This is a genomic window from Tateyamaria sp. (assembly GCF_039945315.1).
Classification (GTDB): domain Bacteria; phylum Pseudomonadota; class Alphaproteobacteria; order Rhodobacterales; family Rhodobacteraceae; genus Tateyamaria.
In genome coordinates this window covers 128,516-150,682 of sequence record NZ_JBDUXB010000045.1, presented here as the reverse complement: position 1 = coordinate 150,682, position 22,167 = coordinate 128,516, and the positions used below count along the sequence as shown (strand labels likewise).

20 protein-coding genes are annotated in these 22,167 nt (G+C 59.4%); 6 read left to right on the top strand and 14 right to left on the bottom strand.

The features are described 5' to 3' along the window. Positions 1-93: 93 nt before the first annotated feature. The 4 genes from ABJD00_RS14510 to ABJD00_RS14495 are packed head-to-tail and all read right to left on the bottom strand — an operon-like array spanning position 94 to position 3,036. On the bottom strand, positions 94-1,026 hold the full coding sequence (locus ABJD00_RS14510; RefSeq protein WP_413836295.1) for an OmpA family protein: 933 nt from the start codon (positions 1,024-1,026) through the stop codon (positions 94-96). A 2-nt stretch (positions 1,027-1,028) separates the two neighbouring features. Beyond that, the gene (locus ABJD00_RS14505; protein ID WP_413836297.1) at positions 1,029-1,595 is read right to left on the bottom strand and encodes a peroxidase-related enzyme; all 567 of its coding nucleotides are present in this window, start codon (positions 1,593-1,595) and stop codon (positions 1,029-1,031) included. Beyond that, a complete protein-coding gene (locus tag ABJD00_RS14500) occupies positions 1,592-2,317 on the bottom strand; it encodes a GNAT family N-acetyltransferase (protein WP_413836299.1) in 726 nt (241 codons plus the stop codon). Before ABJD00_RS14500 ends, ABJD00_RS14505 begins: the two co-directional genes overlap by 4 nt. Then, positions 2,314-3,036 (bottom strand): competence/damage-inducible protein A, encoded by a 723-nt coding sequence (locus tag ABJD00_RS14495; RefSeq protein WP_413836302.1) that lies wholly within the window; start codon positions 3,034-3,036, stop codon positions 2,314-2,316. Before ABJD00_RS14495 ends, ABJD00_RS14500 begins: the two co-directional genes overlap by 4 nt. A gap of 48 nt (positions 3,037-3,084) precedes the next feature. Here ABJD00_RS14495 and sfsA point away from each other — a divergent pair, with 48 nt between their 5' ends. Beyond that, positions 3,085-3,789, top strand: a complete 705-nt coding sequence (gene sfsA, locus ABJD00_RS14490) for a DNA/RNA nuclease SfsA (RefSeq protein WP_413836305.1) — start codon at positions 3,085-3,087, stop codon at positions 3,787-3,789. Between the two features lie 55 nt (positions 3,790-3,844). Beyond that, a complete protein-coding gene (gene map / locus ABJD00_RS14485; protein WP_413836308.1) occupies positions 3,845-4,669 on the top strand; it encodes a type I methionyl aminopeptidase in 825 nt (274 codons plus the stop codon). 29 nt (positions 4,670-4,698) lie between these two features. On the opposite strand, the gene ABJD00_RS14480 is transcribed toward map, so the two are convergent. The 7 genes from ABJD00_RS14480 to ABJD00_RS14450 all read right to left on the bottom strand — a co-directional run bounded on the left by ABJD00_RS14480 (position 4,699) and on the right by ABJD00_RS14450 (position 11,815). Next, positions 4,699-5,610, bottom strand: a complete 912-nt coding sequence (locus ABJD00_RS14480; RefSeq protein WP_413836310.1) for a metal ABC transporter permease — start codon at positions 5,608-5,610, stop codon at positions 4,699-4,701. Continuing rightward, on the bottom strand, positions 5,611-6,810 hold the full coding sequence (locus ABJD00_RS14475; RefSeq protein ID WP_413836312.1) for a metal ABC transporter permease: 1,200 nt from the start codon (positions 6,808-6,810) through the stop codon (positions 5,611-5,613). It abuts the gene before it with no gap. Positions 6,811-6,814: 4 nt separating this feature from the next. Then, positions 6,815-7,627, bottom strand: a complete 813-nt coding sequence (locus ABJD00_RS14470; RefSeq protein WP_413836314.1) for a metal ABC transporter ATP-binding protein — start codon at positions 7,625-7,627, stop codon at positions 6,815-6,817. Next, positions 7,624-8,577 carry a metal ABC transporter solute-binding protein, Zn/Mn family gene (locus ABJD00_RS14465; RefSeq protein ID WP_413853634.1) on the bottom strand — a complete coding sequence of 318 codons (954 nt, stop codon included), beginning with the start codon at positions 8,575-8,577 and terminating at the stop codon, positions 7,624-7,626. The genes ABJD00_RS14470 and ABJD00_RS14465 overlap by 4 nt, the downstream gene beginning before the upstream one ends. Positions 8,578-8,691: 114 nt before the next feature. Continuing rightward, a complete protein-coding gene (locus ABJD00_RS14460; protein ID WP_413836318.1) occupies positions 8,692-9,603 on the bottom strand; it encodes a sensor histidine kinase in 912 nt (303 codons plus the stop codon). Positions 9,604-9,632: 29 nt separating this feature from the next. Further along, positions 9,633-10,325, bottom strand: coding sequence for a response regulator transcription factor (locus tag ABJD00_RS14455; RefSeq protein ID WP_413836321.1), 693 nt, complete (start codon positions 10,323-10,325; stop codon positions 9,633-9,635). Continuing rightward, the gene (locus tag ABJD00_RS14450) at positions 10,322-11,815 is read right to left on the bottom strand and encodes a DUF4153 domain-containing protein (RefSeq protein ID WP_413836323.1); all 1,494 of its coding nucleotides are present in this window, start codon (positions 11,813-11,815) and stop codon (positions 10,322-10,324) included. The genes ABJD00_RS14455 and ABJD00_RS14450 overlap by 4 nt, the downstream gene beginning before the upstream one ends. A gap of 174 nt (positions 11,816-11,989) precedes the next feature. Between ABJD00_RS14450 and deoC the strand changes: the two genes are divergently transcribed. The 4 genes from deoC to ABJD00_RS14430 all read left to right on the top strand — a co-directional run bounded on the left by deoC (position 11,990) and on the right by ABJD00_RS14430 (position 18,618). Beyond that, positions 11,990-12,988, top strand: a complete 999-nt coding sequence (gene deoC, locus ABJD00_RS14445) for a deoxyribose-phosphate aldolase (RefSeq protein ID WP_413836325.1) — start codon at positions 11,990-11,992, stop codon at positions 12,986-12,988. A gap of 3 nt (positions 12,989-12,991) precedes the next feature. Continuing rightward, the gene (locus tag ABJD00_RS14440) at positions 12,992-13,249 is read left to right on the top strand and encodes a DUF1272 domain-containing protein (RefSeq protein ID WP_413836327.1); all 258 of its coding nucleotides are present in this window, start codon (positions 12,992-12,994) and stop codon (positions 13,247-13,249) included. Further along, complete coding sequence (locus ABJD00_RS14435; RefSeq protein ID WP_413836329.1) at positions 13,246-15,588, top strand: aldehyde dehydrogenase family protein; 2,343 nt, start codon at positions 13,246-13,248, stop codon at positions 15,586-15,588. The genes ABJD00_RS14440 and ABJD00_RS14435 overlap by 4 nt, the downstream gene beginning before the upstream one ends. Positions 15,589-15,975: 387 nt before the next feature. Beyond that, complete coding sequence (locus tag ABJD00_RS14430; protein WP_413836332.1) at positions 15,976-18,618, top strand: AsmA family protein; 2,643 nt, start codon at positions 15,976-15,978, stop codon at positions 18,616-18,618. Positions 18,619-18,875: 257 nt separating this feature from the next. On the opposite strand, the gene ABJD00_RS14425 is transcribed toward ABJD00_RS14430, so the two are convergent. The 3 genes from ABJD00_RS14425 to ABJD00_RS14415 all read right to left on the bottom strand — a co-directional run bounded on the left by ABJD00_RS14425 (position 18,876) and on the right by ABJD00_RS14415 (position 22,154). Further along, positions 18,876-20,195, bottom strand: coding sequence for a M16 family metallopeptidase (locus ABJD00_RS14425; RefSeq protein WP_413836335.1), 1,320 nt, complete (start codon positions 20,193-20,195; stop codon positions 18,876-18,878). After that, entirely contained in the window at positions 20,192-21,550 is a 1,359-nt protein-coding gene (locus ABJD00_RS14420; RefSeq protein ID WP_413836337.1) for a M16 family metallopeptidase, read from the bottom strand. Before ABJD00_RS14420 ends, ABJD00_RS14425 begins: the two co-directional genes overlap by 4 nt. Positions 21,551-21,647: 97 nt before the next feature. Continuing rightward, positions 21,648-22,154, bottom strand: coding sequence for a DUF3035 domain-containing protein (locus ABJD00_RS14415; RefSeq protein WP_413836339.1), 507 nt, complete (start codon positions 22,152-22,154; stop codon positions 21,648-21,650). Between the last annotated feature and the right edge of the window lie 13 nt (positions 22,155-22,167).

The following is a 22,167-nucleotide window of genomic DNA, read 5'->3' as shown; positions in this document are numbered from 1 at the left end:
GGATCAGCCACCGGAAAAGCTCACTGCTCCGAGCCAATCGGGAAATCTGTTTCCGGAGCACAGAGGCCGCCATGGCCTGCCAAAACCCAAGCCCTATTCAGCTTCCTCTGACACGACGATCACTTCCACACGTCGGTTGGCTTCACGCCCCTCCGCCGTCAGGTTTGAAGCGACGGGCGCAAGGTAACCCATTCCGTTCGCTTCAATCCGGTCGGGCGCGACGCCATAGCGATCAATCAGCGCTTGCCGCACTGATTGTGCCCGTGCGCGCGAGACGGAGATGTTGGCCTCAAGTCCACCAGCTGTGTCCGTGTGCCCCACCACCGCGATGCGCAGCCCAGCGCGCTCTTGCATCAGACCGGCGACTTGCGCCAGTTCCGGCATATCCTCGCCATTCAGCGTGGTCTTGCCAACTTCAAACTCAAGGCTGCGCAGAATAGCACGCCCATGCTCCAGCAATCGCGATGTAACCGTGCCGTTGTCCGCGATCACGGCAACCGGTGGGGCGACCGGACGCTGCGTCGCGATGCTTGCGGGCTCGCCGACCTGCACAATTTGCAGATACCCCGCCCCAGCCGCCGCACTGGCCAAGAGCGTCACAGCGGCCTGACCGTCGGCTGACACCGCGCTTAGGAAATGGTAGTCCCGGATATTGACGTACATGTTGGGTGCAGGCAGCACATCCAGCGCAAAACGGAAATCGAACCCGCCACACATGGCCTGACCACAATCCAGCAGAACCACATACTCGGCCGCCTCAAGCTGTGCACGCAGGGGCGCCAGAATTTGCAAGGAGGTCAGCCCCAAGGAGGGTATGCGAAAGGCGCGGGTACTGACAGGCCCTTCGAACATGCGGGTCGGGAGCGCGCCATCAACGATTGGCCCTTCTGGCACGGCTTCCTGCGCCAGTGCCCAGTCGCGCGAGGCGGTTTCGCTGGCCCCTGTTGGCAATGTCAGGTCCAGCGCGGCCAGAGGCCACGCAACCAAACACAAAAGTGCAGTAAGACAGAGCCGCGCCCGCCCCATTCCTAGCGCGCCTGCGCGTGGTATTCTGGGTTCGGTTCCATCGCAGTGGCGCTCGCCACCCGGTTGGACATGTTGAAGAACGCAGCCACGTTGATAACGTCCCAGATGTCGCGATCACTCAGCCCGTGACTGCGCAAAGTCTCCCGGTCGCTCTCTTCGATCTGAGCTGAGGCCAGCGTGACCTTTTCGGCAAACAGCAGCATAGCGCGTTGGCGCGGTGTTACCTCGGCCACGCGCCAATTCATGACAAGGGCTTCGCCCAAGGCAGGATCGCCAGACAACTGCCGCACCGCCGCTCCATGGGCCGTCAGGCAATAATGGCAGCGGTTGGTCGCGCTGACCACAACGGCAATCATTTCGCGCTCCAGCTTGCTCAGGGCGCTCTCGCCCAGCATCAGGTCATTATAAAGCGCGGTGAAGGTGTTGAGCTTGTCGATGTCAAAGGCGTGCGCCTTAAGCACATTAGGGATCATCCCCAGCTTGTCCTGACAAATGTCAAAGTACTTTTGTGTTTGTGCGGGCAACGGGTCGACCATGGGCAGATCAAGTGCAGTAGGTGTGTCGGTCATGGCGATGTGTCGTCTTTCGTCTGTAAGATGCGGTAATGATAGCCGGGCGCAGAAGCAAAGCCCAACTGTTGATAAAGCGCGTTTGCAGGTCCGTTGTTGGCCGTGGTCAAAACGGCCAGAGTGTGGGCTCCGTTGTCTCGTGCCCAAAACGCCGCCTGCCGCATGATCCATTGGGCCACGCCTTGGCGGCGCTGGTGTTCCAGCACTTCGACCGCATGCACCATCGCGACCCCTTCGTGGACGGCGACAAAACCCACCCCAGCCGGTTTTTCGTTCCAACGGGCAAGGATGCCTGTTTTGGTTTCAGTCCGCTCCATAATGTTGAGGCGGGCTGGGCCAATGCCGCCCTCGGCCCAAATCTCTTCCATAATGGCCAGCGGTTCCCAGATGGCAAAAGCAGTGACGCGGGGAATGGGAATATCGGTGAGGGTTTCAACGGGCGTTACATAGCCATTGGTGGGGTCAATGATCTGATACCCACGCGCGTGCAGATCGGCATCAAGAGCGGTGTCGCCCTCGCGGATCATAAAAAGCGGGGTTTGGGCCAAGGCGCGCATAGCGTCTTCGGCCTGCTCAATGTCGCCCGTTGCGTCCCCTGTGGCCGCGCTGGCACGCTTGCCGCCGCCCTGCCCGTCGCGGATCGTCCAAGACCCTATGTGCTGCTTGGACGCCGCAGGCCATGTGCCGTCGATGGTGTCGTAAAAGGCCTGCGCGTCAATCATCCCGGAAACTGGGTTTCGAGTTCGGCGAGGGCTGCGTCCACCAGCGTGCCCTCTGTGCCCCGGATCACAATGTTCGCCCCGAACTTGCCGTCCTTCTGAAAGGGATAAGAGCCGATGCTGAGGTCCGGATAGGCGTCGGCCAGCACGCCAAGCGGGCCCGCGATATCGCCCTCGCCCCGGTCGATCCGCAAGGTCTTGGAAATCAGCGGCGCACCCCCGGTCAACGTGGGCAGCACGGTGGCCACCATAGCCTGAAAAACAGACGGAACCCCGGCCATGACATGCACGTTTTCAATGGTGAACCCCGGCGCGACCGAAACCGGGTTATCGATCAGTGTCGCGCCATCCGGAATCCGGGCCATGCGCAAACGGGCGGCGTTCAACTCTGATCCGGTTTTGGCATAATGCGCAGCCAGCAAGGCCCGCGCGTCGTCCCGGACGTCGATAGGCGTGACAAAGGCCGCGGCGATGCAATCGGCGGTGATGTCATCATGGGTCGGGCCAATACCCCCAGAGGTAAAAACAGTGTCGTGGGCCGCCGATAGGGCCTGAACTGCCGAGATGATCGCCGGGCGATCATCACTGACAATGCGCACTTCCTTTAGGTCGATGCCAACATTCGTCAGCTCTCCGGCCAGATGGTGCATGTTAGCATCGCGCGTACGCCCGGACAGGATCTCGTCACCGATCACCAGCATGGCGGCTGTGGGGTTGGGCATGTCCGGGACTCCTTGAGGTGCAACCTGTCACGGTATAGGCCCCCGCCCATGCGCTTTCAAACCGAACTTGTCCCCGCCACGCTGATCCGTCGCTATAAACGCTTTCTGGCAGATTGCCGTCTGCAAGATGGGCGCGAGATTACGGCCCACTGTGCCAATCCCGGCTCGATGATGGGTCTGGCAGAGCCGGGGATGCGGATCTGGCTAGAGCCCAATGACGATCCCAAGAAAAAGCTGAAATTCGGCTGGCGTCTGGTGGAACATGGCGATGGCCATTTCACCGGTGTGGACACATCGGTGCCCAACCGGGCGCTGCGGACCGCGCTTGAAGCGCGCGAGATCAAAGGGCTTGAGGCCTACACCACCGTGCGCCCAGAGCAGAAGTATGGGGAAAACAGCAGGATCGATTTCCTGTTGCAGGGCGATGGCCTGCTTGACGCCTATGTCGAAGTGAAATCGGTGACATTGTCGCGCGCGCCCGGTTTGGCCGAATTCCCCGACTCTGTCACCGCACGCGGGGCCAAACATCTGGGCGAATTGGCGCGGGTGGTTGAGGCCGGGCACCGGGCCGTCATGCTCTATCTGGTTCAGCGCACCGATTGTTCCCGGTTCACTCTGGCGGGCGACATTGATCCCACCTACGCCACCGCCTATGCCGCAGCGCGACACGCGGGGGTGGAAACCCTATGTCTGGGGACCTACATCACACCGCAGGGCGTAACGGTGGCAGAACCGATAGATATCGACATCTGACCGACTGGCCCTTTTCGCCGCAGTGCAGTATGAATATTAGCAAAGAGATCCTCCGATGGAGCACAAAGTGAACCATGCAAGCCGCGCCCGTCAGACCAAGGACGGGATCCGCATTTATGACGAAGCTGACTTTGCCGGCATGCGCGCGGCGGGCCAACTTGCGGCGGACATTCTGGACGCGATGGCGCCACAGGTCTTTCCCGGCCAGACAACGGGCGAAATTGACCGCGTGATCACCGAGATGGTCGATGAGGCAGGCGCCAAATCGGCCACGATCGGGTACAAAGGTTACAAGCACGCCAGCTGTATCAGCGTGAACCACGTGGTCTGCCACGGCATTCCGGGTGACAAGGTGCTCAAGGACGGCGACATCCTTAACATAGACGTCACCGTGATCGTGGATGGCTGGTTTGGCGATACAAGCCGGATGTATGTGGCCGGCAAACTGCCCCGCAAGGCCGAGCGGTTGATCCAGGTGACCCATGATGCGCTGATGCTGGGGATCGAGGCCGTGAAGCCCGGCAACACCTTTGGCGACATTGGCCACGCGATCCAAGGTTTTGTTGAAAGCCACCGCATGTCCGTGGTGCGTGATTTTTGTGGCCACGGCTTGGGCCGCGTGTTTCATGCGCCCCCCAATGTTCTGCATTACGGTCGCCCCGGAACAGGCGCGGTTTTGGAACCCGGCATGTTCTTTACCATTGAACCAATGGTGAACTTGGGCCGACCAGAGACAAAGACTTTGGCCGATGACTGGACGGCGGTCACGCGAGACAAGTCTTTGTCTGCGCAGTTCGAGCATTCGGTGGGTGTCACCGAAACGGGATTTGAAATCTTCACCCCTTCAGCGGCAGGCTTGTTCCACCCAACATTTGATTGAGATCGGCGCAGAGCACATCGCTGCGCGCCTTAACTGCCCCGCGTGCGGTGTGGTCCGGCAATAACCGCGACTGCAAGTATGATCCCAGAAACGGTCGCAATCATCCCCGCTGCACTGACCGAGGCTGACGCCCCAATCCAAAGCGGACCATAGCCAGCCAGCACGTAGCCAATAATCGCTGCAAGGGCCGCAAACAGCATCGACCATGCCACCTGGTGTCCCAACCGGTTCGTCATCATCCGAGCGGCGGCGGGTGGGCAGATGAACATGGCAATCACGATGATCGACCCCACCGCATCAAAGGCCGCAACCGCTGCAATCGCCGACACCACCACCAATGCAAGCCCCAAAGGACCAGTACGCAGTCCCAGCCCACGCGCAAACCCTTCGTCGAACGTGGACAGGGCGAGCGGTCTCCAGAACAGTGCGATGAAGGCACCAACAACCAACAGGGCCAGCGCCATGCGGGGCAGTTCCACGGGTAGGCCCGCAAGGGCCGTGGCATCGATCAAGGATCCCCACCCTGTGGCGTCAAGCCAGATCAGGCTTTCCAGATTGCCATAAAGCGCGTGCTCCACATCAAGATGCACACTTGAGGTGTCGGAGCGTTCAAGAAGCAGCACACCACCGGCGAACATGGCCGTAAACACCACACCCATCGCCGCCCCGGATTCGATACGGCCCAGACGCCGGATGGCCTCAATCGCGATCACCGCCAGAACAGCAGCACCAGCGGCGCCCAGCAGCATCGGCCCTGTGGTCACGGTGCCCGTCAGCAAAAAGGCGACCACGATGCCGGGTAGCACCACGTGGCTGATGGCATCCCCGATCAATGCCTGGCGCCGCAACAGCAGAAAGTTGCCCGGAAGAGCGCAGGCCACAGCAACACAGACCCCAATCAGTATCGGCGTGAGAGACAATGCAACGAATTCTGCGCCCATCTAAACCGCCTTGGGCGCGGTGATCCGCCCGTCTACGTCTCGAAGTTGATCTGGCGTCAGTACATCCTCGATCGGGGTCAGCCCGTCATAACGGGTGGCCGCAGCAGCAAAGCTGGTATCGGCACGTACAAGCGACCAGCGGGTTTCGTCGAGCAGGGCCTTAGAAGCCGCCGCCTGACCCGCTTGCGTCGCCACCCCATCGGGCAGGATCAATCCCGCGCGATGCATCAAGCGCCGAGTGAGCGCCTCGAAAATCGGTTGGCCTTGCGCAAGGGCCAGCAACCCTTGGCGCATATGCACCCGGCGCTGATAGCGACGGTGCGTGAGCAGCGAAGCGAGCACACCACGCCCGGGAGAGAAGAGGAGGGAGACGAGGAAGAGCAGGAAACCGACAAGTACAACAATCGGACCTGTGGGCAGGGCCGGAGCAACGGCAGAAGTTGCAGCGCCGACATAACCAGAGACACCGCCCACCGCCCCCGCAATGATCACAACGTGGCTTGCTCGATCTGTCCAGAAGCGTGCGGTGACGGCTGGAACGATCAGAAGGGCGACGATCAGGATGAGGCCAACGACCTTTAGCCCGACCACCGTTACAACCAGCACAATACCCATCATTGCCAGATCGATGCGCCCCAACGACCACCCCGTGGCCTCGGCATACCCGGGATCAAAGGCCGCAAGTTCCAGTGGGCGGCGCAAGATCAGAACCAGCACCAGAACGGCTGCTGCAGAAACAGCCAGCAGGATGGCGTCGCCGCGCAACATGCCCGCGGTCGAGCCAAGCAGGAACCCTTCCAGCCCGGCCTGCTGACCCGCTGTCATGGTCTGCACGACCGTCAAAATCACAATGCCAAAGCCAAAAAAGACCGACAGGACCGCGCCAATCGCAGCGTCCTCGCCCAGCCGTGTCGCGCGGGTCAGGCCCTGAACACACAGCAGGCCAATGGCGGCGCTGGCCGCAGCCCCCAGCAAAAGGCCCGGCAACCAACGCCCGTCGCCGCCAAGGGCGACCATCAGAACAAATGCAAGGCCTACGCCGGGCAAAGTTGCATGGCTGATCGCGTCACTCACCAGTGCCCGCTTGCGTAAAAAGAGGAATGTTCCTGCCACCCCTGCGGCAATACCGAGCAGGGCCGCGCCCACGGTCACCAGCGTCGCGTTGTAACCAAGCTGCAAGAGCAGTGCATCGCCCAGCATGGGACTAGCCTGCAACGCTTTCAGGATCGACGCGCGCCGTGGTCAACCGACCTCCATAGGCGGCTTGCAGGTTGTCTTCGGTAAACACGTCATCGACAGGGCCTGCGGCGATGACTTGGGTGTTCAGCAACACGACATCGTCGAAATAGTTAGGCACCGTGGCCAGATCATGGTGAACCGCAACAACAGTGCGCCCGGTGTCCCTCAGGTCTTTGAGCACAGCGATGATGGCCCGTTCTGTGGCGGCATCTATTCCAGCAAAAGGTTCATCCAGCACGTAGACGTCGGCATCCTGCGCAAGCGCACGGGCCAGAAAAACGCGCTGTTGCTGCCCACCTGAAAGCTGACCGATCTGGCGGGTGGCGAAATCTGTCATGCCGACGCGGTCAAGCGCGTCCATGGCAGCCGCACGATGTTTGCCCCGAACCCGCCCCAGCAGACCCAATTGGCGATACATTCCCATCAGAACCACGTCGATGACACGGGTTGGGAAATCCCAATCCACGCTCGCGCGCTGAGGAACATAGGCAATCCGGTCGCGCATCACAGCAAGTGGTTCGCCAAAGACGGTTACAGTGCCCGCCAGCGGCTTAATCACATCAAGTGCCGCCTTGAGCAAAGTAGATTTGCCAGCACCGTTTGGCCCGACAATTGCGGTCATGGCCCCCGCGCGTACCGTCATATCGACAGAGAATATCGCAGGCGTTTGCCCATAGGACACCGTCAGGTTGCGTACCGCCAAAGGGCTGGCTGTGCGCGCCTCTTCGGCCTGAGCAACGGCCTCATCCGTGACAAGATGGATGTTCTGGACGTTCATGCGGCCCCCTTCAGGCGACCCAATCGTCCTTTTGCAGGGACGTCGGCCCCTAGCGCACGGGCGATGGTCGTTACATTATGGTCAATCATGCCTAGCCACGTGCCCTCATAGGTGCCTTCCGGCCCCATCGCGTCAGAGAACAACGCACCACCAATGATAACGGTGTGCCCTTGGGCGGCGGACCCTTCGATCAGGGCACGAATATTGCGATCAGAGACGGAGGTTTCCACGAATACTGCCGGCAGTTTCCGCTCGACCAACATATCGACCAGGGTACTGATGCGGTTCAGGCCCGCCTCGCTTTCAGTCGAGATGCCCTGAATGCCCAGCACTTCAAAATCATAAGCCCCGCCGAAATACCCAAAGGCATCATGGGCGGTCAGCAACACACGAGCCGGTTGAGGAACCGCTTCAAGCGCTGCGCGGCTGTAGTTTGAGAGCGCCTCGGCTTCGGAAATGAAGGCGCTGGCGTTGACCTCAAACATCTCTTTGCCCTTTGGGCGCAGCGCCGTCAGCGCTTGCACAACGGCCGGCACACATTTGACCCAAAGGTAAGGATCCATCCAGATATGTGGATCAAAGCGGCCTTCGTAATCTTCGCTCCCGATCAGCAGATCGGTATCGACAGTTTCTGCAACAGCATGGACCGGACGCTTGCGACCAAGATCGAGCAGGAACTCTTCCATCTGCGCTTCAAGATAAAGGCCATGCCAGAAGGTGGCATCCGCCCGCGTCATGTCGACGATGTCGCTGCGGGTCTGGCGATAAGCGTGTGGGTCAACACCCGGACCCATCAGGGCCTGCACCTCAACTCCAGCTCCCCCGATGGTGCGTACCAAATCGGCAATCATGCCGGTGCTGGCCACCACATTGATCTTGGAGGCCGCCAGCGACGGTGTCGCGACCATGGCAGCAGCGCCAGCAAGAAGTGATCGTCGGGAAAGAAGCATCAGAACCTTTATTTGGGTGTTTGGTGGACTTAAAATTGAATATGAGAGTCATTCGCAAAAAGTCAATGAGAATGAGAATGATTCGCAGGTAATACTGGGATATGGCAGTGGATTTCAGTCGAAATTGATCAAAAATTGCGCACCAGGGCCGTCTGACAGCAAGGAAATTTGCCCACCACGCGCCTGCACGAGGCTGCGCACGATGCTGAGCCCCATGCCCGTGCCACCCTGTTCGCGCCGTGTTGTAAAAAAAGGATCAAAGACGCGGTCCCAGTTGCCAGCGCTTATCCCCGGACCGTCATCAGCAATGTGCAGCGTTGTTCCGCTGGACGTCAGCGTCAATCTTTGCGCACCATGTTCGGCGGCATTGCGCGCCACTTGGGTCAGGATCGTTGTCAGGTCCGCTGCCAAAAGTGGGATCTCGCCGTCCTGCATTACCTCAATGAGCAAGTCCGCCTTGATGTCCTGCGCTACGGCGCTGAGTTGGCAGGTGCCGGTGCCTGCGCTGTTGGCCGCGCGCGTGTGGTGCCCAAGATCGTCCAGCAGCATCTGCATCCGCGCACTCGCCTCGCGGATCGTATTGGTCAGATCTTCGGCATCCTTTCCACTTGCCCCGGCCTGCATCAACTCGCTGGCGCCACGGATGGCGGTAAGCGGCGATGTCAGTTCGTGGGTCACATGGTCTGCATAGGCTTTCATCCCCTCCGCCCGGCTGTTCAGGCTTTCACCCATCGCCGTGACGCTGGCCCCCAACGTGCTGAGTTCGGGCGTCCCAAAGTGAACCGGCACCGGGGCCGTCTGCCCCGCCTTCATGGCGCGCGCATAGGCCGTGAGCGCATAGATCGGGCGCAGCACAAGCCGCCAAAGCAAGAAACCAAGCACCGACGTCGCAATGACCGCGAGCCACACGATCAACCACGCAGCCTCGCCCCACCCTAGAATGTTACCCCAGAGCCGCAGGTAAATGATGCCGAACAAGGGCAGCACCAGCACAGCCGCAAGCGTGCCGCCGATGACCAATGCCAATGGAGGCCGCCATTTGGATGCAACAGGTTTCACTGGCCCCGACACAGGCCCATCCGAATTCCGATCCCGTGCACCGTCTCTATCGCATCCGCGCAACCTGCCTCTTCAAGCTTGCGGCGCAGATTGCGCAGGTGGCTGTCAAGCGTACGGTCGCTCACTCCTGTCCCGGTCCCATAAAGTGCATCCGTGAGTGCAGGCCTTGCCGCGACCCGGTCGGGGTGGGCCATGAGGTATGCAAGGATATCCATCTCGCGCGCGGTCAGCGTGACGGCGGTGCCGTTCACATGGCAGCTGTGGGTCGTGGCATCGACACTCAGCACACCACGGGTCTGTGTCGGGCCCGCCCTTTGTACTGGCCGGGTCCGTTTCAGGATCGCACCGATCCGCGCCACCAGTTCGCGGGGGGAAAAGGGCTTGGTCACATAGTCATCCCCACCCAGCTCGAAACCAAGCACGCGGTCGATCTCGTCCTGACGTGCGGTAAGAAACAGCACAGGCGTATTCTGGCTGGCCCGCAGGGCGCGACACAGGGCCAGCCCATCCATTTCAGGCAGGCCGATATCAAGCACGATCAGGTCAAAGCGCCCGGAACGGGCCTTGACCAACCCCTCGGCCCCGTCGCCCGCCTCGGTCACGTCGTACCCCGCTTGCCCCAACGCGATCCGTAGGACCGAACGGATATGCGGGTCATCATCGACAATCAAAAGGTGCGGTGCGTTCATGGGGCGGGGGCCTGTGCAGTCATAGCCGCAAGGCTACGGCGCACCCGCCAGTTGCGAAAGCCCCATTCGCGCCAGTCGTCTGGGTAGGACAGGCGGGGCACGCGGTAGGTGGACACACATTCCCTTGGCCACTCAGGGCCAAAGCGCGCCGTCATGGCCGGAATGACGTCTTCGGACAGACCACAAAGCATAAAGATGTCCGGATCACTGTGCCGGGTCAGATTATGACGCGCGATCGTTGCATCGAAGCTGAGGAAGGCACAAAGGTACAGCACAGCAGCCCCCAGCGCCCCGCTGCGCACCAGCATCCATGCGGCGGGTTTGTCCCTCCAGATCTGCCAGACGACGACACCAAGGCCCGCAGCCACCAAACCCATCCAGATATAGGCCGCCAACCGCAGTCGCGTCAGCCCATAAGCATCGACATAAGCGTCAAGACGAAACAGAGACGCCCCAACCAATGCCAGCGTCTGGGCAAGCCACAGCAGCATAAGCCACCGCAACAAGGGCCGGCCAGCCAAATGAGAACGGGCAAGGACTGCAAACACACCCGCCAGCAGCGCAGTCGCCAAAAGCGGATAGGCCCCGCGATGGGCATAAGTGGCCGGGCTGATCCCCTCGGGCAAGCCGACGTTCCCATAAAGGAACAGAATATCCATGACAGTCTGCACCGCAAACAACGCATTGAAAGCGACCAACGAGCGGGCGACAGACCCTGCATTCACAATCCCCTGACGCCTGACCGTGACACGCACAGGGCGGCGGGCCCGCAACCTTTCGTGCAAGCGGGACGCCACCAGCACTGGCCAGATAAGAGCGCCCAGCAGAACCCAAAACCAAAGCCGCCAAACGTTTGGCGCGGGCATCTGCCACGTGGTCAGCTGCGACAAGACCCGATCCAAGACCGGATTGGCCCCAATCAACAACAGCGCGAACAGGGCGGTGGCCCCCAACGGCAGTGCCCAGCCGATCAACAGAGCGCGTATGTTGAACGCCCCCGAATTGATGTCGCCCAAACGCCGCGCACCTGTGACCGCGTCGACCCCGGTCTGTGCTGGGGCGAACCACCACGCACGTGCCGCACCGCGCAGCAAATCACTGCGCCCAAGCCCGGCAAGAGCGGCCAACAGAACAGATATGCCAGTGAGAACGATCAGAACGGACAAGGGTTGCACCTGTTCGATCAACGGCAGAACGGTCAACACGGCCCCTGCCCCGACGCCAAAACGGGCGCGCACGCTCAGACCCGGCCATGCCAAGACAAGCCCTGCTATCACAATCAAAAGCGCCAGCAGCGCAAAACTCAGCGCAGGCGCTGCATCCCAGACCAGCAGATCACCAACAGCAATCAATGCCGCGAGCAGTACAACCTTGAACCCGTCTCGTTTGCGCACTGCACGCATATCGCGTCGGGGACCCTTTGGTGTATCCAACCACCACCCATCCTGTTGCATACTCAACGGCACACCACGAAAAGTCCCTGTCGTCATTGCCTGTCCCTTTGTCTTTGGCCTCGATTGCCCGACAGTGTGACAGGGGCGCGTGCAGGGACTCCCACCGTGGTTGTGCAGAAAATGTGCAGGCGGTTGCGCCGCGGCAGCGCTTGCCAAATGCGATCAGCCATGCCACGTCAGTGACCTTCACCCGTCCGAAAGGATCCCCAGATGCATGTGACGACCACACATTCCGAAACCCAAAGCGCAAACCAGTTGCAAGTGACAGAGCCGCGCAATCCCGGCATGGCACTGGATATGGATTGGGTGCGCCGCGTGCAGGCCAATACGTCTGCGATTGAACGGCGCTGCGCGACCCTGCCCGGACGGCGATCCATCAAAAAGGACCATCAGGCGGCGTGGCTGCTAAAGGCGATCAGCCTGATCGATCTCACCACCTTGTCCGGAGACGACACAGAACGGCGTGTCCATCGCTTGTGTGCCAAGGCCCGCCAGCCGGTACGTGCCGAAATGCTGGAGGCGTTGGGAATGCCCGGACTGACCACCGGCGCAGTCTGTGTGTATCACGAAATGATCCCGGCGGCTGTCTCCGCATTGCAAGGATCAGGCATTCCCGTTGCGGCGGTTTCGACAGGGTTTCCCGCCGGATTGTCACCCTTCCACCTGCGCCTGCAAGAGATCAAAGAAAGCGTTTCGGCCGGTGCAGCAGAGATCGACATCGTCATCTCGCGCCGCCACGTGCTGGAAGGAAACTGGACCGCTCTCTATGATGAGATGGCACAAATGCGCGAAGCCTGCGGCGCGGCACATGTCAAAGCGATCCTCGCCACGGGCGAGTTGGGCACCTTGCGCAATGTGGCGCGCGCCTCGCTGGTCTGCATGATGGCGGGCGCTGACTTCATCAAAACCTCGACAGGCAAGGAAAGCGTGAACGCCACGCTGCCCGTGAGCCTCGTGATGATCCGGGCGATCCGGGAGTATTTCGAGGTCACAGGACACCGCGTGGGCTACAAACCTGCCGGTGGGATTTCCAAGGCCAAGGACGCGCTGGTGTCCCTGTCGCTGATCAAAGAAGAACTGGGCGACCGCTGGCTGCTTCCAGACCTGTTCCGGTTCGGGGCCTCGTCACTTCTGGGTGACATCGAACGGCAACTGGAACACCACCTGACCGGCGCCTATTCCGCCGGGTACCGGCATGCGATTGGATAACGGATGCTTGCCCTGCGCCCCAATTGCGAATGCTGCGACTGCGATCTGCCCCCTGAATCCGAAAACGCCGTGATTTGCTCTTTTGAATGCACGTTTTGCGCGACATGCGCATCGGATCGGTTAAAGGGGCTGTGCCCAAACTGTGGCGGTGAGTTCGCACCGCGCCCGATCCGGCCAGCTTCCGCTCTTTCCAAATTCCCCGCCTCGACACAACGGGTAAATAAACCCGCAGGGTGCCCTGCGTCAGGAGACATGCGATGACCGTAAAAGACATCTTTGAAACCATGGAATACGGCCTTGCCCCCGAGGCAGCAGGCGATGCATTGGCGTGGATCGTCGATCAGGGCGCAAGCTTTGGTCACTTTATCGACGGCAAATTCACCGCGCCCACCAAAGACTTCCATTCCCGCAACCCTGCCACCGGCGAAACCCTCGCCGACCTAAGCCAGGCCACTCAATCCGACATCGATGCCGCCGTCAAAGCGGCCCGTGCCGCCCAACTCAAATGGGCCAAATCCGGCGGCCACGCCCGCGCCCGCGTGCTCTATGCCATTGCGCGCCTGCTTCAGAAACACAGCCGCCTGTTTGCCGTGCTCGAAACCCTCGACAACGGCAAGCCGATCCGCGAAAGCCGTGACATCGACATCCCCCTCGCCCAGCGACACTTCTACTACCACGCTGGCATGGCGCAGCTAATGGAAGCCGAGTTGCCTGACCGATCTGCGTTGGGCGTGTGCGGGCAAATCGTGCCGTGGAATTTCCCGCTCCTGATGCTGGCATGGAAAATCGCGCCCGCACTGGCTATGGGCAACACCGTGGTGTTGAAGCCTGCCGAATACACATCGCTGACCGCCTTGCTGTTTGCCGACATCTGCACGCAGGCGGGCGTGCCCAAAGGTGTGGTGAATATCGTCACAGGTGACGGCGCGGTTGGCGAGATGATCATGAACGCTGAGGTAGACAAGATCGCCTTCACCGGGTCCACCGCCGTTGGCCGACGCATCCGCGAGGCGACCGCAGGCACAGGCAAGGCGCTGACCTTAGAACTGGGCGGCAAATCCCCCTACATCGTGTTTGATGACGCCGATCTGGATTCGGCAGTCGAAGGGCTCGTGGACGCCATCTGGTTCAATCAGGGTCAGGTCTGCTGTGCTGGTTCGCGCCTGTTGGTGCAGGAGCCCGTGGCCGACGCCTTCTATGCCAAACTGCGCGCGCGGATGGACAAGTTGCGCATTGGCGACCCGCTGGACAAATCCATCGACGTCGGCGCCGTCGTGGACCCTGTACAGTTGGAAACGATCACCAAAATGGTCGCCGAAAACACAAGCGGCGAGACCTATCAAACTCAGGCAGCTTTGCCCGCCACAGGCTGCTATTACCCGCCAACGCTCATCACAGGTCTCAATTCAGCCGACACGCTAATGCAGGAAGAAATCTTTGGCCCGGTCCTGGTCTCAACCACGTTCCGCACTCCTTCCGAAGCCGTAGAACTGGCCAACAACACCCGCTACGGGCTGGCCGCCACGGTCTGGAGTGAGAACGTCAACCTCGCGCTCGACATCGCGCCAAAGCTGGCCGCAGGCGTGGTCTGGGTGAACGCCACCAACCTCTTTGACGCCGCCGCAGGATTTGGCGGCGTACGCGAAAGCGGCTTTGGACGCGAAGGCGGTTGGGAAGGGCTCTTGGCCTATACCAAACCCAAAGCAGCCTCCAAGCCGTTAAAAACCATCGCGGCCTACAAAGGCAACGATGCGCCCACTGACCCGCTTGACCGAACGGCCAAGCTCTATATCGGCGGCAAACAGGCACGGCCCGACGGGGGCTATTCGCGCAAAGTCTATGGCAAGAATGGCGCGCTTCTGGGCCAATCCAGCCTCGCCAACCGCAAGGACCTGCGCAACGCCGTCGAGGCCGCACAAGCAGCCAAAGGCTGGGCCAAAACCACAGGGCACCTGCGCGCACAAATCCTCTACTACATCGCCGAAAACCTGTCCGCACGGGCAGATGAATTCGCAGCTCGGCTCAATGCAATGCAAGGCGGCAGAACCGGCGCGAAAGAGGTCGAAACCTCGATCCAGCGCTTGTTCACCTACGCGGCATGGGCGGACAAATACGATGGGGCGGCCAAGGGCGTGCCCCTGCGCGGTATCGCTCTGGCGATGAACGAACCCACCGGGATCATCGCCGCTTTGTGCCCAGACGAGGCTCCTCTGCTTGGGCTGATTTCCTGCATGGCGCCGGCGATCGCAATGGGTAACCGGGTGGTGCTGGCCGCATCCGAACCCTTCCCACTGGCCGCCACGGACTTTTATCAGGTACTTGAAACGTCAGATGTGCCGCCCGGTGTGGTCAACATTTTGACGGGCGATCATGCAGAACTCGCGCCCCACATGGCCAAACACCTCAATGTCGATGCGGTCTGGTCCTTCTCAGGCCAAGACCTCTCCAAACAGATCGAACAGGGTGCCGCCGGAAACCTCAAACGCACGTGGGTCAACAACGCAATGACACGCGATTGGATGTCCCCTGACGGTGAAGGACGTGCTTTCCTGCAAGCTGCAACCGAGGTCAAGACCGTATGGGTACCCTACGGAGAGTAGCGCCCCCAATTCTCTTAACCGAAAATATCATGGGAAAGCTTCGCCGCTGCGAGGGGTGAGCCCCAAACACACACTGTTGGGGAAATGTCAGGCTGTCTAGTTCAGATGGAATGCCTCCAAATACCACTCTGTGGACAAAGCGGCCTGTCGCTTGCGGGTCGGAAAATGAGCTGCATGACCATGCGAGCACAGGGGCAACAAGTCTGAATGTGTTCCTGTTCTTGAAACACAGAGACAACTACTGTTTGACTAAATCTCAGAAAGTTGCTGCTTGAAGCCCAAGCCCATCCAGTTTTCTTGAGGCCGGCGGAACCTGACACTCCGTCGGCCGTTGGTAGGAATGAACCGGGCTGCGCATCATGTAGTTCAGAACCTCAGGAGTAGAGCGTGCGATACGTAGCCAAAGGTATGATAGTTTTATGCGCCATTGCGGTTTTCGTTACCGCTGCAGCTTGGCTACTTCTATCCTCCTCTCTGTTTTCATCGATCAGGACCACTTTCGTCGAAAACCTGATCTCCAAAAAGACTGGCCAAAGCGTCGTCATAGAAGATGGGGTAAGCTTGGGTCTTGGTCGCCAATTGCGGGTCTCGGCGGCGGGGCTTGTGCTTCCTGGCTCTCCGGGCTTCGAAATGGATCTGGCGGTAATCGAAGGGTTGAATTTCGAGGTGTCCGCGCAAGACCTTTGGAACAAGAAGTTATCGCTAAGCAACGTAGCTGTGTCAGGCATTCATTTGAACCTGATCACAAACGACAAAGGAGAAACCAGCTGGCAGTCAATTTCCCCGACGACGGCTGAAGCCGATAATTCTGACAGGTCCTCTGGTCTGTCATTGTCAGAAATTCTTGCGGATCGCAGAATTGACCTGAGCGATGTCACTTTGTCATACGAAAGTGAGCTGAACGGCCTGGCACTGGACTTACAGCTTCCTGAACTGGTGTTGGCACGTGAGAAAGAAACTGACATCGCGACCGTGACCGGATCAGGCCAGCTAAATACTGTGCCCTTCACTCTGGAAGGAGAATTTCCGCCCGAAGATCCGCTTCGGGCAAAAATCGACTTCGGAGATGTTGTGATTACCGCCGAAGAAATTCCGCAACCCACAGGAATTCAAATCAAGACAGAAGTGGAGATCGGCGAGCTTGGGCAACTCCTCGACGTTTTGAAACTTAACCGCGTCTTGGAAGGATCAGGGCGCGTCCATGCATTGTTCAAAACCGTGGATGGGGTCGCTCGAATAGACGACCTGGACGTGATGGCAGAATTGGAAGGGGGGCAAAGCCTTTCGGTCACCGGGCAAATTGGAGAATTGGGCAACCCGGCTGATGTTTCGCTGACCACCCTAATTCGACTTTACCCGGAAGATGCCGAACCGGTCCCTGCCGCTTCTCGGTATGATTTGAAACTAGTTTCCGTTGACATGGTTTTGGACAGCGTGCCGGGACAGGTGCCGCAGCGGCAGATGGTGATAGAGACAAATGGCTTCACGCTGGACACCTCAGGAGAAGGGCCGCCCCCAATTAAGTTCTCTGATATCACCAGAACGCCGGAGGGTGCGTTGCGGGTTGGAAACGTAGAATTTCGGATTGGCGTCCCGGCAGATCCCTTTGTCATCCTGAACGGTTCAGTCGACGACGCACTTCAGTTGCAAGGGATCTCAGCGGAAGGGCTGATGGACATTCCGGCCAGTAGCCTGATTTCACCGGAACTTTTGGGGCAAGATGATACGCTGGGGCGGTTCACGGGCAATTTTCATTTGAATGGTGACATCAATGAGCTTTCGCTAACCGGTTTGAATGGAAAAACGAGTGATACAGAGATCTGGGCACTCACAGTACTCGGCACAGTCAAAAACGTACTCAAGTTCGAAGATCTCGACCTATCGATTGATGTAGGGGTGCCGTCGGGAGCAGACCTGTTGGAAGCCTTGTCTCTGGAACCCGTAAACACCGGAAAGGCCCAGCTTGAAATCGCCCTCTCTAGCAAGGGAACGGATTGGAATGCCAAAGCCAACGTTGAAGTCGCCGACTCTGTCCTTCAAGTCACAGCTGATCTTGACGATGCAACAACCGACCCTGTGCTGAAAGGGACCGTTGAGAGTGACCTAATAAAGATTGATCAGATACGAGATATCGTAATGGCGGCCGCACAACTGCGAAAATTGGACAGCGCAGGGTCTGCAGATAAAGCCTCCGCAACAGATGATACCAGCCCACTTAGGGACGTAACGCTCAGACCTCTCGGAAGATCAATACTCTTGTCCGGCATGAACATGGATGTAGATATCGACCTTCGCCATATCGAGGGCAGCAAAGGTATCAGCAGCTTGAAGAGCGAATTGACGCTTAACGGAAACGAGCTCAATGCCGGACCAGTGAAGTTTGAATACGGCGGCGCCCATTTCGACGTGAACGGGCACATGGACTTGTCGGACGATGCGCACTTGGTCACGTTGAAGGGAAAGGCCGGAGGTTGGCAAGTGGATGATCTTCTCCACAGTCTGAACTTCAAAAAGGGTGCGAGCGGTACGATTTACGCCGATTTCTCCGTTTCAGGTGGGACAGATTCAGCCAAGCACTTCGCAACTTCGATGAGCGGAAACGCCACATTGTCGATGCGGGATGGTTCGATCGAAACCCGCCTCCTAGATCTTGCCGGGCTCGGCGTGTTGCCTTGGGTGTTTACCAAGGAAAAACATAAAGTCGCACCGATCGTCTGTTTGCGTGCACCCTTGAGCATTTCCAATGGCATAGTTTCGACGAAACAAACCACATTGGAAACTGACCATGTGCAAGTCGTCGTCTTCGGTGATGTCAATATTGCGCAGCGCGGCCTTGATTTGAACATACAGCCCCGCAAGATTGGTGAGCCGCTTTCAAAGAGCCCATGGCCGGTCACAGTAAATGGGCCAATGGCTGATCCGAAGATCAAAGTTAAAGACGGACCGAAGCGGCTAAAACGCTCCGATGGTGCGGATCAGATGCCGGCGAAAAGACAACCATGCGTTCCCGATATCTTGCAATTGCAATAGTTGAGAAGTCGGTTGCAGACAGAAACTTGCAGTTCGTCAGACGTTACTTAAACGTCGGAGAGACCCAGTCTATGTCGGATTCAAAACCGCCCTTCGCTGCTGATGGACAATTGGCGCGGTGCACTGTTGTCTTTCCACCAGACACACTCCATCCATCATCAGGCGCTTGTCCCCCAATCCTAAAAAGCCTCTGAATCCGACTCTGCAACCCATTGATTTTGAGCAGGCGGGTAGATGTCCCAGTATGGGACGCTGGTTCAGTTGGCGACAGAGCTTTCGAGGCCGACGGGCTGGCCCACCACGACAAAGTGCAGGTTCTCGGGTTCCAGCAATTCGTCCGCCACACGAGACACATCTTCCAGCGTGACCGCATCCACCTTGTCATTACGGGTCGCAATGTAGTCGATGGGCAGCCCCAGCATCTGCATGCCAACCATAATCCGCGCAATCGGCCCGTTGCCGTCAAACCGCAAAGGATAGGCGCCGGTGATGTAGGTCTTGGCCGCGTCCAGTTCTTCCGGAGTGATCCCGTCATCTGCGGCGCGCGCCCACTCGTCGCGGATCACGGATACAGCCTCGGCAATGCTCTCATTGGCTGACGCCACCTGCCCTTGCAGAGTTGCGGCATAGTCTTGCGGCACAAGGTAGGAATAAACCCCATAGGTCAGGCCGCGTTTCTTCCGGACTTCATCCATCAGGCGGCTTTCAAACCCACCAGCCCCCAGTACCTGATTCAGCACGGCGGCGGCAAAGTAGTCAGGATCGTCCTGTGCAATACCGCGTTGGCCAAAGATAGCGACCGATTGAGGGGTCTCAAACTCTACAACTGTCGTGCCACCCTGGATCATGATCGGTGCGGGGTCTGGCATCGGCGCCCCGGTTTCAGGCAGCTCACCAAGCAAGGCATCAAGCAGAGGCCCCAACTCTTCAGGCGTGATATCACCGGCCACGCCGACGTAAAGGCGGTCCCGGGCAAATACAGCTTGGTGTGCTGTCAACATGTCGTCACGCGACAGGGCTGTCACACTTTCAATCGTCCCGGCATAATCCGTGGCATAAGGATGATCTCCAAAAGCCATGGCATCAAAGGTCCGGCGCGCGATTTCGTCGGGGTCTTTTGCGTCAGAGCGCAGGCCTGTCAGCACCTGTTCCCGCACGCGCTCCAGGGCCTCCGGAGCAAACGAAGGCTCGATAATAGACTTGCGCAGCAACTCGACGGCCTCATCACGGTTTTCGCTCAGGAAAGTGCCCGATACAGACAATGCATCGTCGCTAACATCATAGCCAAACGAAGCCGCAAGACTTTCCTGCGCTCGGGCGAATCCGCGGGCATCGAGATCACCAGCTCCCTCCTCTAAAAGACCGGACATCAGATTGATGGCACCGCGTTTGTCTGGTGCATCCAGCGAGGCACCTCCGCGAAAGCGCAGTTCGATCGCCATGAAAGGTATCGACGCTTCGCGGACAAGCCACGCCGTGATCCCGCCGGGGCTGACCACTTCTTCGATCTCAACATCCGCACGGGCGGGCAAGGCAGCAGCGAAGGCGATGGCAAGGATAAGGAACAGACGGGTCATTGGCTGATCTCCTCAGGTGAGATCGGACGGGTCAGCCACCCGGTCACCGATGCATCACGGTCAAAGACGTTGCGGGCGGCCTCCATGATATCCTCAGGCGTTACCGCCTGCAGTACGTCGGGCCAAGTCTGAACGTCTTGGACGCTCAGACCCACCGCCATTGCAGCACCGTAGCGCCGGGCGATCCCATCAACATTGTCGCGCTGGTAAATCTGGCTGGCGCGCAACTGGTACTTGATCCGATCAAGCTGTTCTTCGTCCACGCCATCAATCAGGAACTGGGCGAGCACAGCGTCCATCGCCTCTTCAGCCTCTTCCAACTCGAGGCCCGGCACAGGCACGATCACCACGTCAAAGGTGGTGTCATCAAGGCTCGTGCCTCGGTAAAACGCTCCGGACCACACGGCCTTTTGCTCTTCGAATTGCAGCTTTTCGGTCATGTAGCTTGTCTGCCCACCACCCAGCACCTCAGCCAGTAGAGTCAGCGCTGCTGCGGCCTCCTGATCTCCGGGGTCGCGTTCAGGGGCGAGGTACGAGCGGCTCACATATTCCTGTGCCACCCGCGGGTCGCGGAAGATTATGCGGCGCTCTGCGTTCTGGGGCGGTTCGGCGCTGCGCACCCGCTCGGGAAGGTCAGGATTGGCCGGGATCGCGCCGTAGTACGTTTCGGCCAAACGCTTGACCTCTTCTGGGTCCACATCGCCCGAGACCACGAGGATGGCGTTGTTCGGGTAGTAGTAGGTGTTGTAGAAACCCAGCGCGTCTTCTTTGTCCAGGCTCTCCATCTCATGCATCCAACCGATGATTGGCACGCCATAGCGATGGTTGAGGTACTGGGCGGCATTCATCTGCTCGCCGAACAGGGCGCGCGGGTTGTTTTCGGTGCGCTGGTTACGTTCTTCGATGATCACACGGCGCTCAGTCGCCACATTTTCCTCGGTAAAGCGGATGTTGCGCATCCGGTCGGATTCCATCCGCATCATCAGCTCAAGCCGATCTGTGGCCACGCGCTGGAAATAGGCTGTGTAGTCGTAGCTGGTAAACGCATTGTCCCGCCCACCATTGGCGGCCACGGTCGAGGAGAGCTCTCCATCAGCCAGCGTGTCCGTTGCCTTGAACAAAAGATGTTCAAGGAAGTGCGCGACGCCAGAAGAGCCGACGGGTTCGTCCGCCGATCCGGCTTTGTACCACACCATGTGTTGAACAACCGGGGCACGGTGATCTTCGACCACCACGACGTCCATCCCGTTTTCAAGGGTAAAGGTTGTCACTCCCTCTTGATCGGCGCGCAAGCTGGCGGGCACGAGGCTGATGGACAAGGTGAGAGCAGCGAAAAGGGCGCGCAGTCGGGTCATGGCAAATCCTGATGAAGTCCGGTGTTGCTAACAGATACGCCAGTCGGGCCGGGGTTCAAGCGGCGCTGGCGGCTTTGTGAGATATCGGGCGCAATGCCTAGCGACGTCCCGGCGGGGCCGTAGGTGTCGGAATGCCAGCGCGTTGGAATTGCCGGGCTACAGCACCCGGGCTGATCGCCTCGCGCCGGTAGGCAATCGCATAGGTGTCTTCGGCGAACAGGCGGATTTGGCTAAACCGGGCTTGCCGTCTGCGAAACTCTGCATCGGCTGCAGCCAGCGTGGCACGGATATTGGCCTCGCGACCAAAGCGGCTGGTATGGTTCACGAGGGCAGCATCGTTGCCTGGGATCGGCGCCGTGGGCGATCCACTTTGCCCACCCAGTGTCGCAACGGCATCCTCAAGCGGACGTTGGTCAGTACGATTGAACCCGCCCGGCGTTGGCTGCGGCAAGGCGGCTAAACTGTCTGGGGTTTCAAGAGGTTTGGCCGGAACAATGATGAATTCATCCGGCCCGTTGCCTTGCTGCTGGATCTGGCGCAGCCCTTTGTTCTCGCAAGCCGCGAGGGTCAGGATTGCAATCAGGGCGCAGACGATCAGGCGCATGAACGAACTCTCC

Excerpts from the sequence above, each read along its gene's own strand:
- ABJD00_RS14510 (WP_413836295.1), bottom strand. The coding sequence starts at position 1,026 with ATGGGGCGGGCGCGGCTCTGTCTTACTGCACTTTTGTGTTTGGTTGCG.
- ABJD00_RS14505 (WP_413836297.1), bottom strand. The coding sequence starts at position 1,595 with ATGACCGACACACCTACTGCACTTGATCTGCCCATGGTCGACCCGTTG.
- ABJD00_RS14500 (WP_413836299.1), bottom strand. The coding sequence starts at position 2,317 with ATGATTGACGCGCAGGCCTTTTACGACACCATCGACGGCACATGGCCT.
- ABJD00_RS14495 (WP_413836302.1), bottom strand. The coding sequence starts at position 3,036 with ATGCCCAACCCCACAGCCGCCATGCTGGTGATCGGTGACGAGATCCTG.
- sfsA (WP_413836305.1), top strand. The coding sequence starts at position 3,085 with ATGCGCTTTCAAACCGAACTTGTCCCCGCCACGCTGATCCGTCGCTAT.
- map (WP_413836308.1), top strand. The coding sequence starts at position 3,845 with ATGGAGCACAAAGTGAACCATGCAAGCCGCGCCCGTCAGACCAAGGAC.
- ABJD00_RS14480 (WP_413836310.1), bottom strand. The coding sequence starts at position 5,610 with ATGGGCGCAGAATTCGTTGCATTGTCTCTCACGCCGATACTGATTGGG.
- ABJD00_RS14475 (WP_413836312.1), bottom strand. The coding sequence starts at position 6,810 with ATGCTGGGCGATGCACTGCTCTTGCAGCTTGGTTACAACGCGACGCTG.
- ABJD00_RS14470 (WP_413836314.1), bottom strand. The coding sequence starts at position 7,627 with ATGAACGTCCAGAACATCCATCTTGTCACGGATGAGGCCGTTGCTCAG.
- ABJD00_RS14465 (WP_413853634.1), bottom strand. The coding sequence starts at position 8,577 with ATGCTTCTTTCCCGACGATCACTTCTTGCTGGCGCTGCTGCCATGGTC.
- ABJD00_RS14455 (WP_413836321.1), bottom strand. The coding sequence starts at position 10,325 with ATGAACGCACCGCACCTTTTGATTGTCGATGATGACCCGCATATCCGT.
- ABJD00_RS14450 (WP_413836323.1), bottom strand. The coding sequence starts at position 11,815 with ATGACGACAGGGACTTTTCGTGGTGTGCCGTTGAGTATGCAACAGGAT.
- deoC (WP_413836325.1), top strand. The coding sequence starts at position 11,990 with ATGCATGTGACGACCACACATTCCGAAACCCAAAGCGCAAACCAGTTG.
- ABJD00_RS14440 (WP_413836327.1), top strand. The coding sequence starts at position 12,992 with ATGCTTGCCCTGCGCCCCAATTGCGAATGCTGCGACTGCGATCTGCCC.
- ABJD00_RS14435 (WP_413836329.1), top strand. The coding sequence starts at position 13,246 with ATGACCGTAAAAGACATCTTTGAAACCATGGAATACGGCCTTGCCCCC.
- ABJD00_RS14425 (WP_413836335.1), bottom strand. The coding sequence starts at position 20,195 with ATGACCCGTCTGTTCCTTATCCTTGCCATCGCCTTCGCTGCTGCCTTG.
- ABJD00_RS14420 (WP_413836337.1), bottom strand. The coding sequence starts at position 21,550 with ATGACCCGACTGCGCGCCCTTTTCGCTGCTCTCACCTTGTCCATCAGC.
- ABJD00_RS14415 (WP_413836339.1), bottom strand. The coding sequence starts at position 22,154 with ATGCGCCTGATCGTCTGCGCCCTGATTGCAATCCTGACCCTCGCGGCT.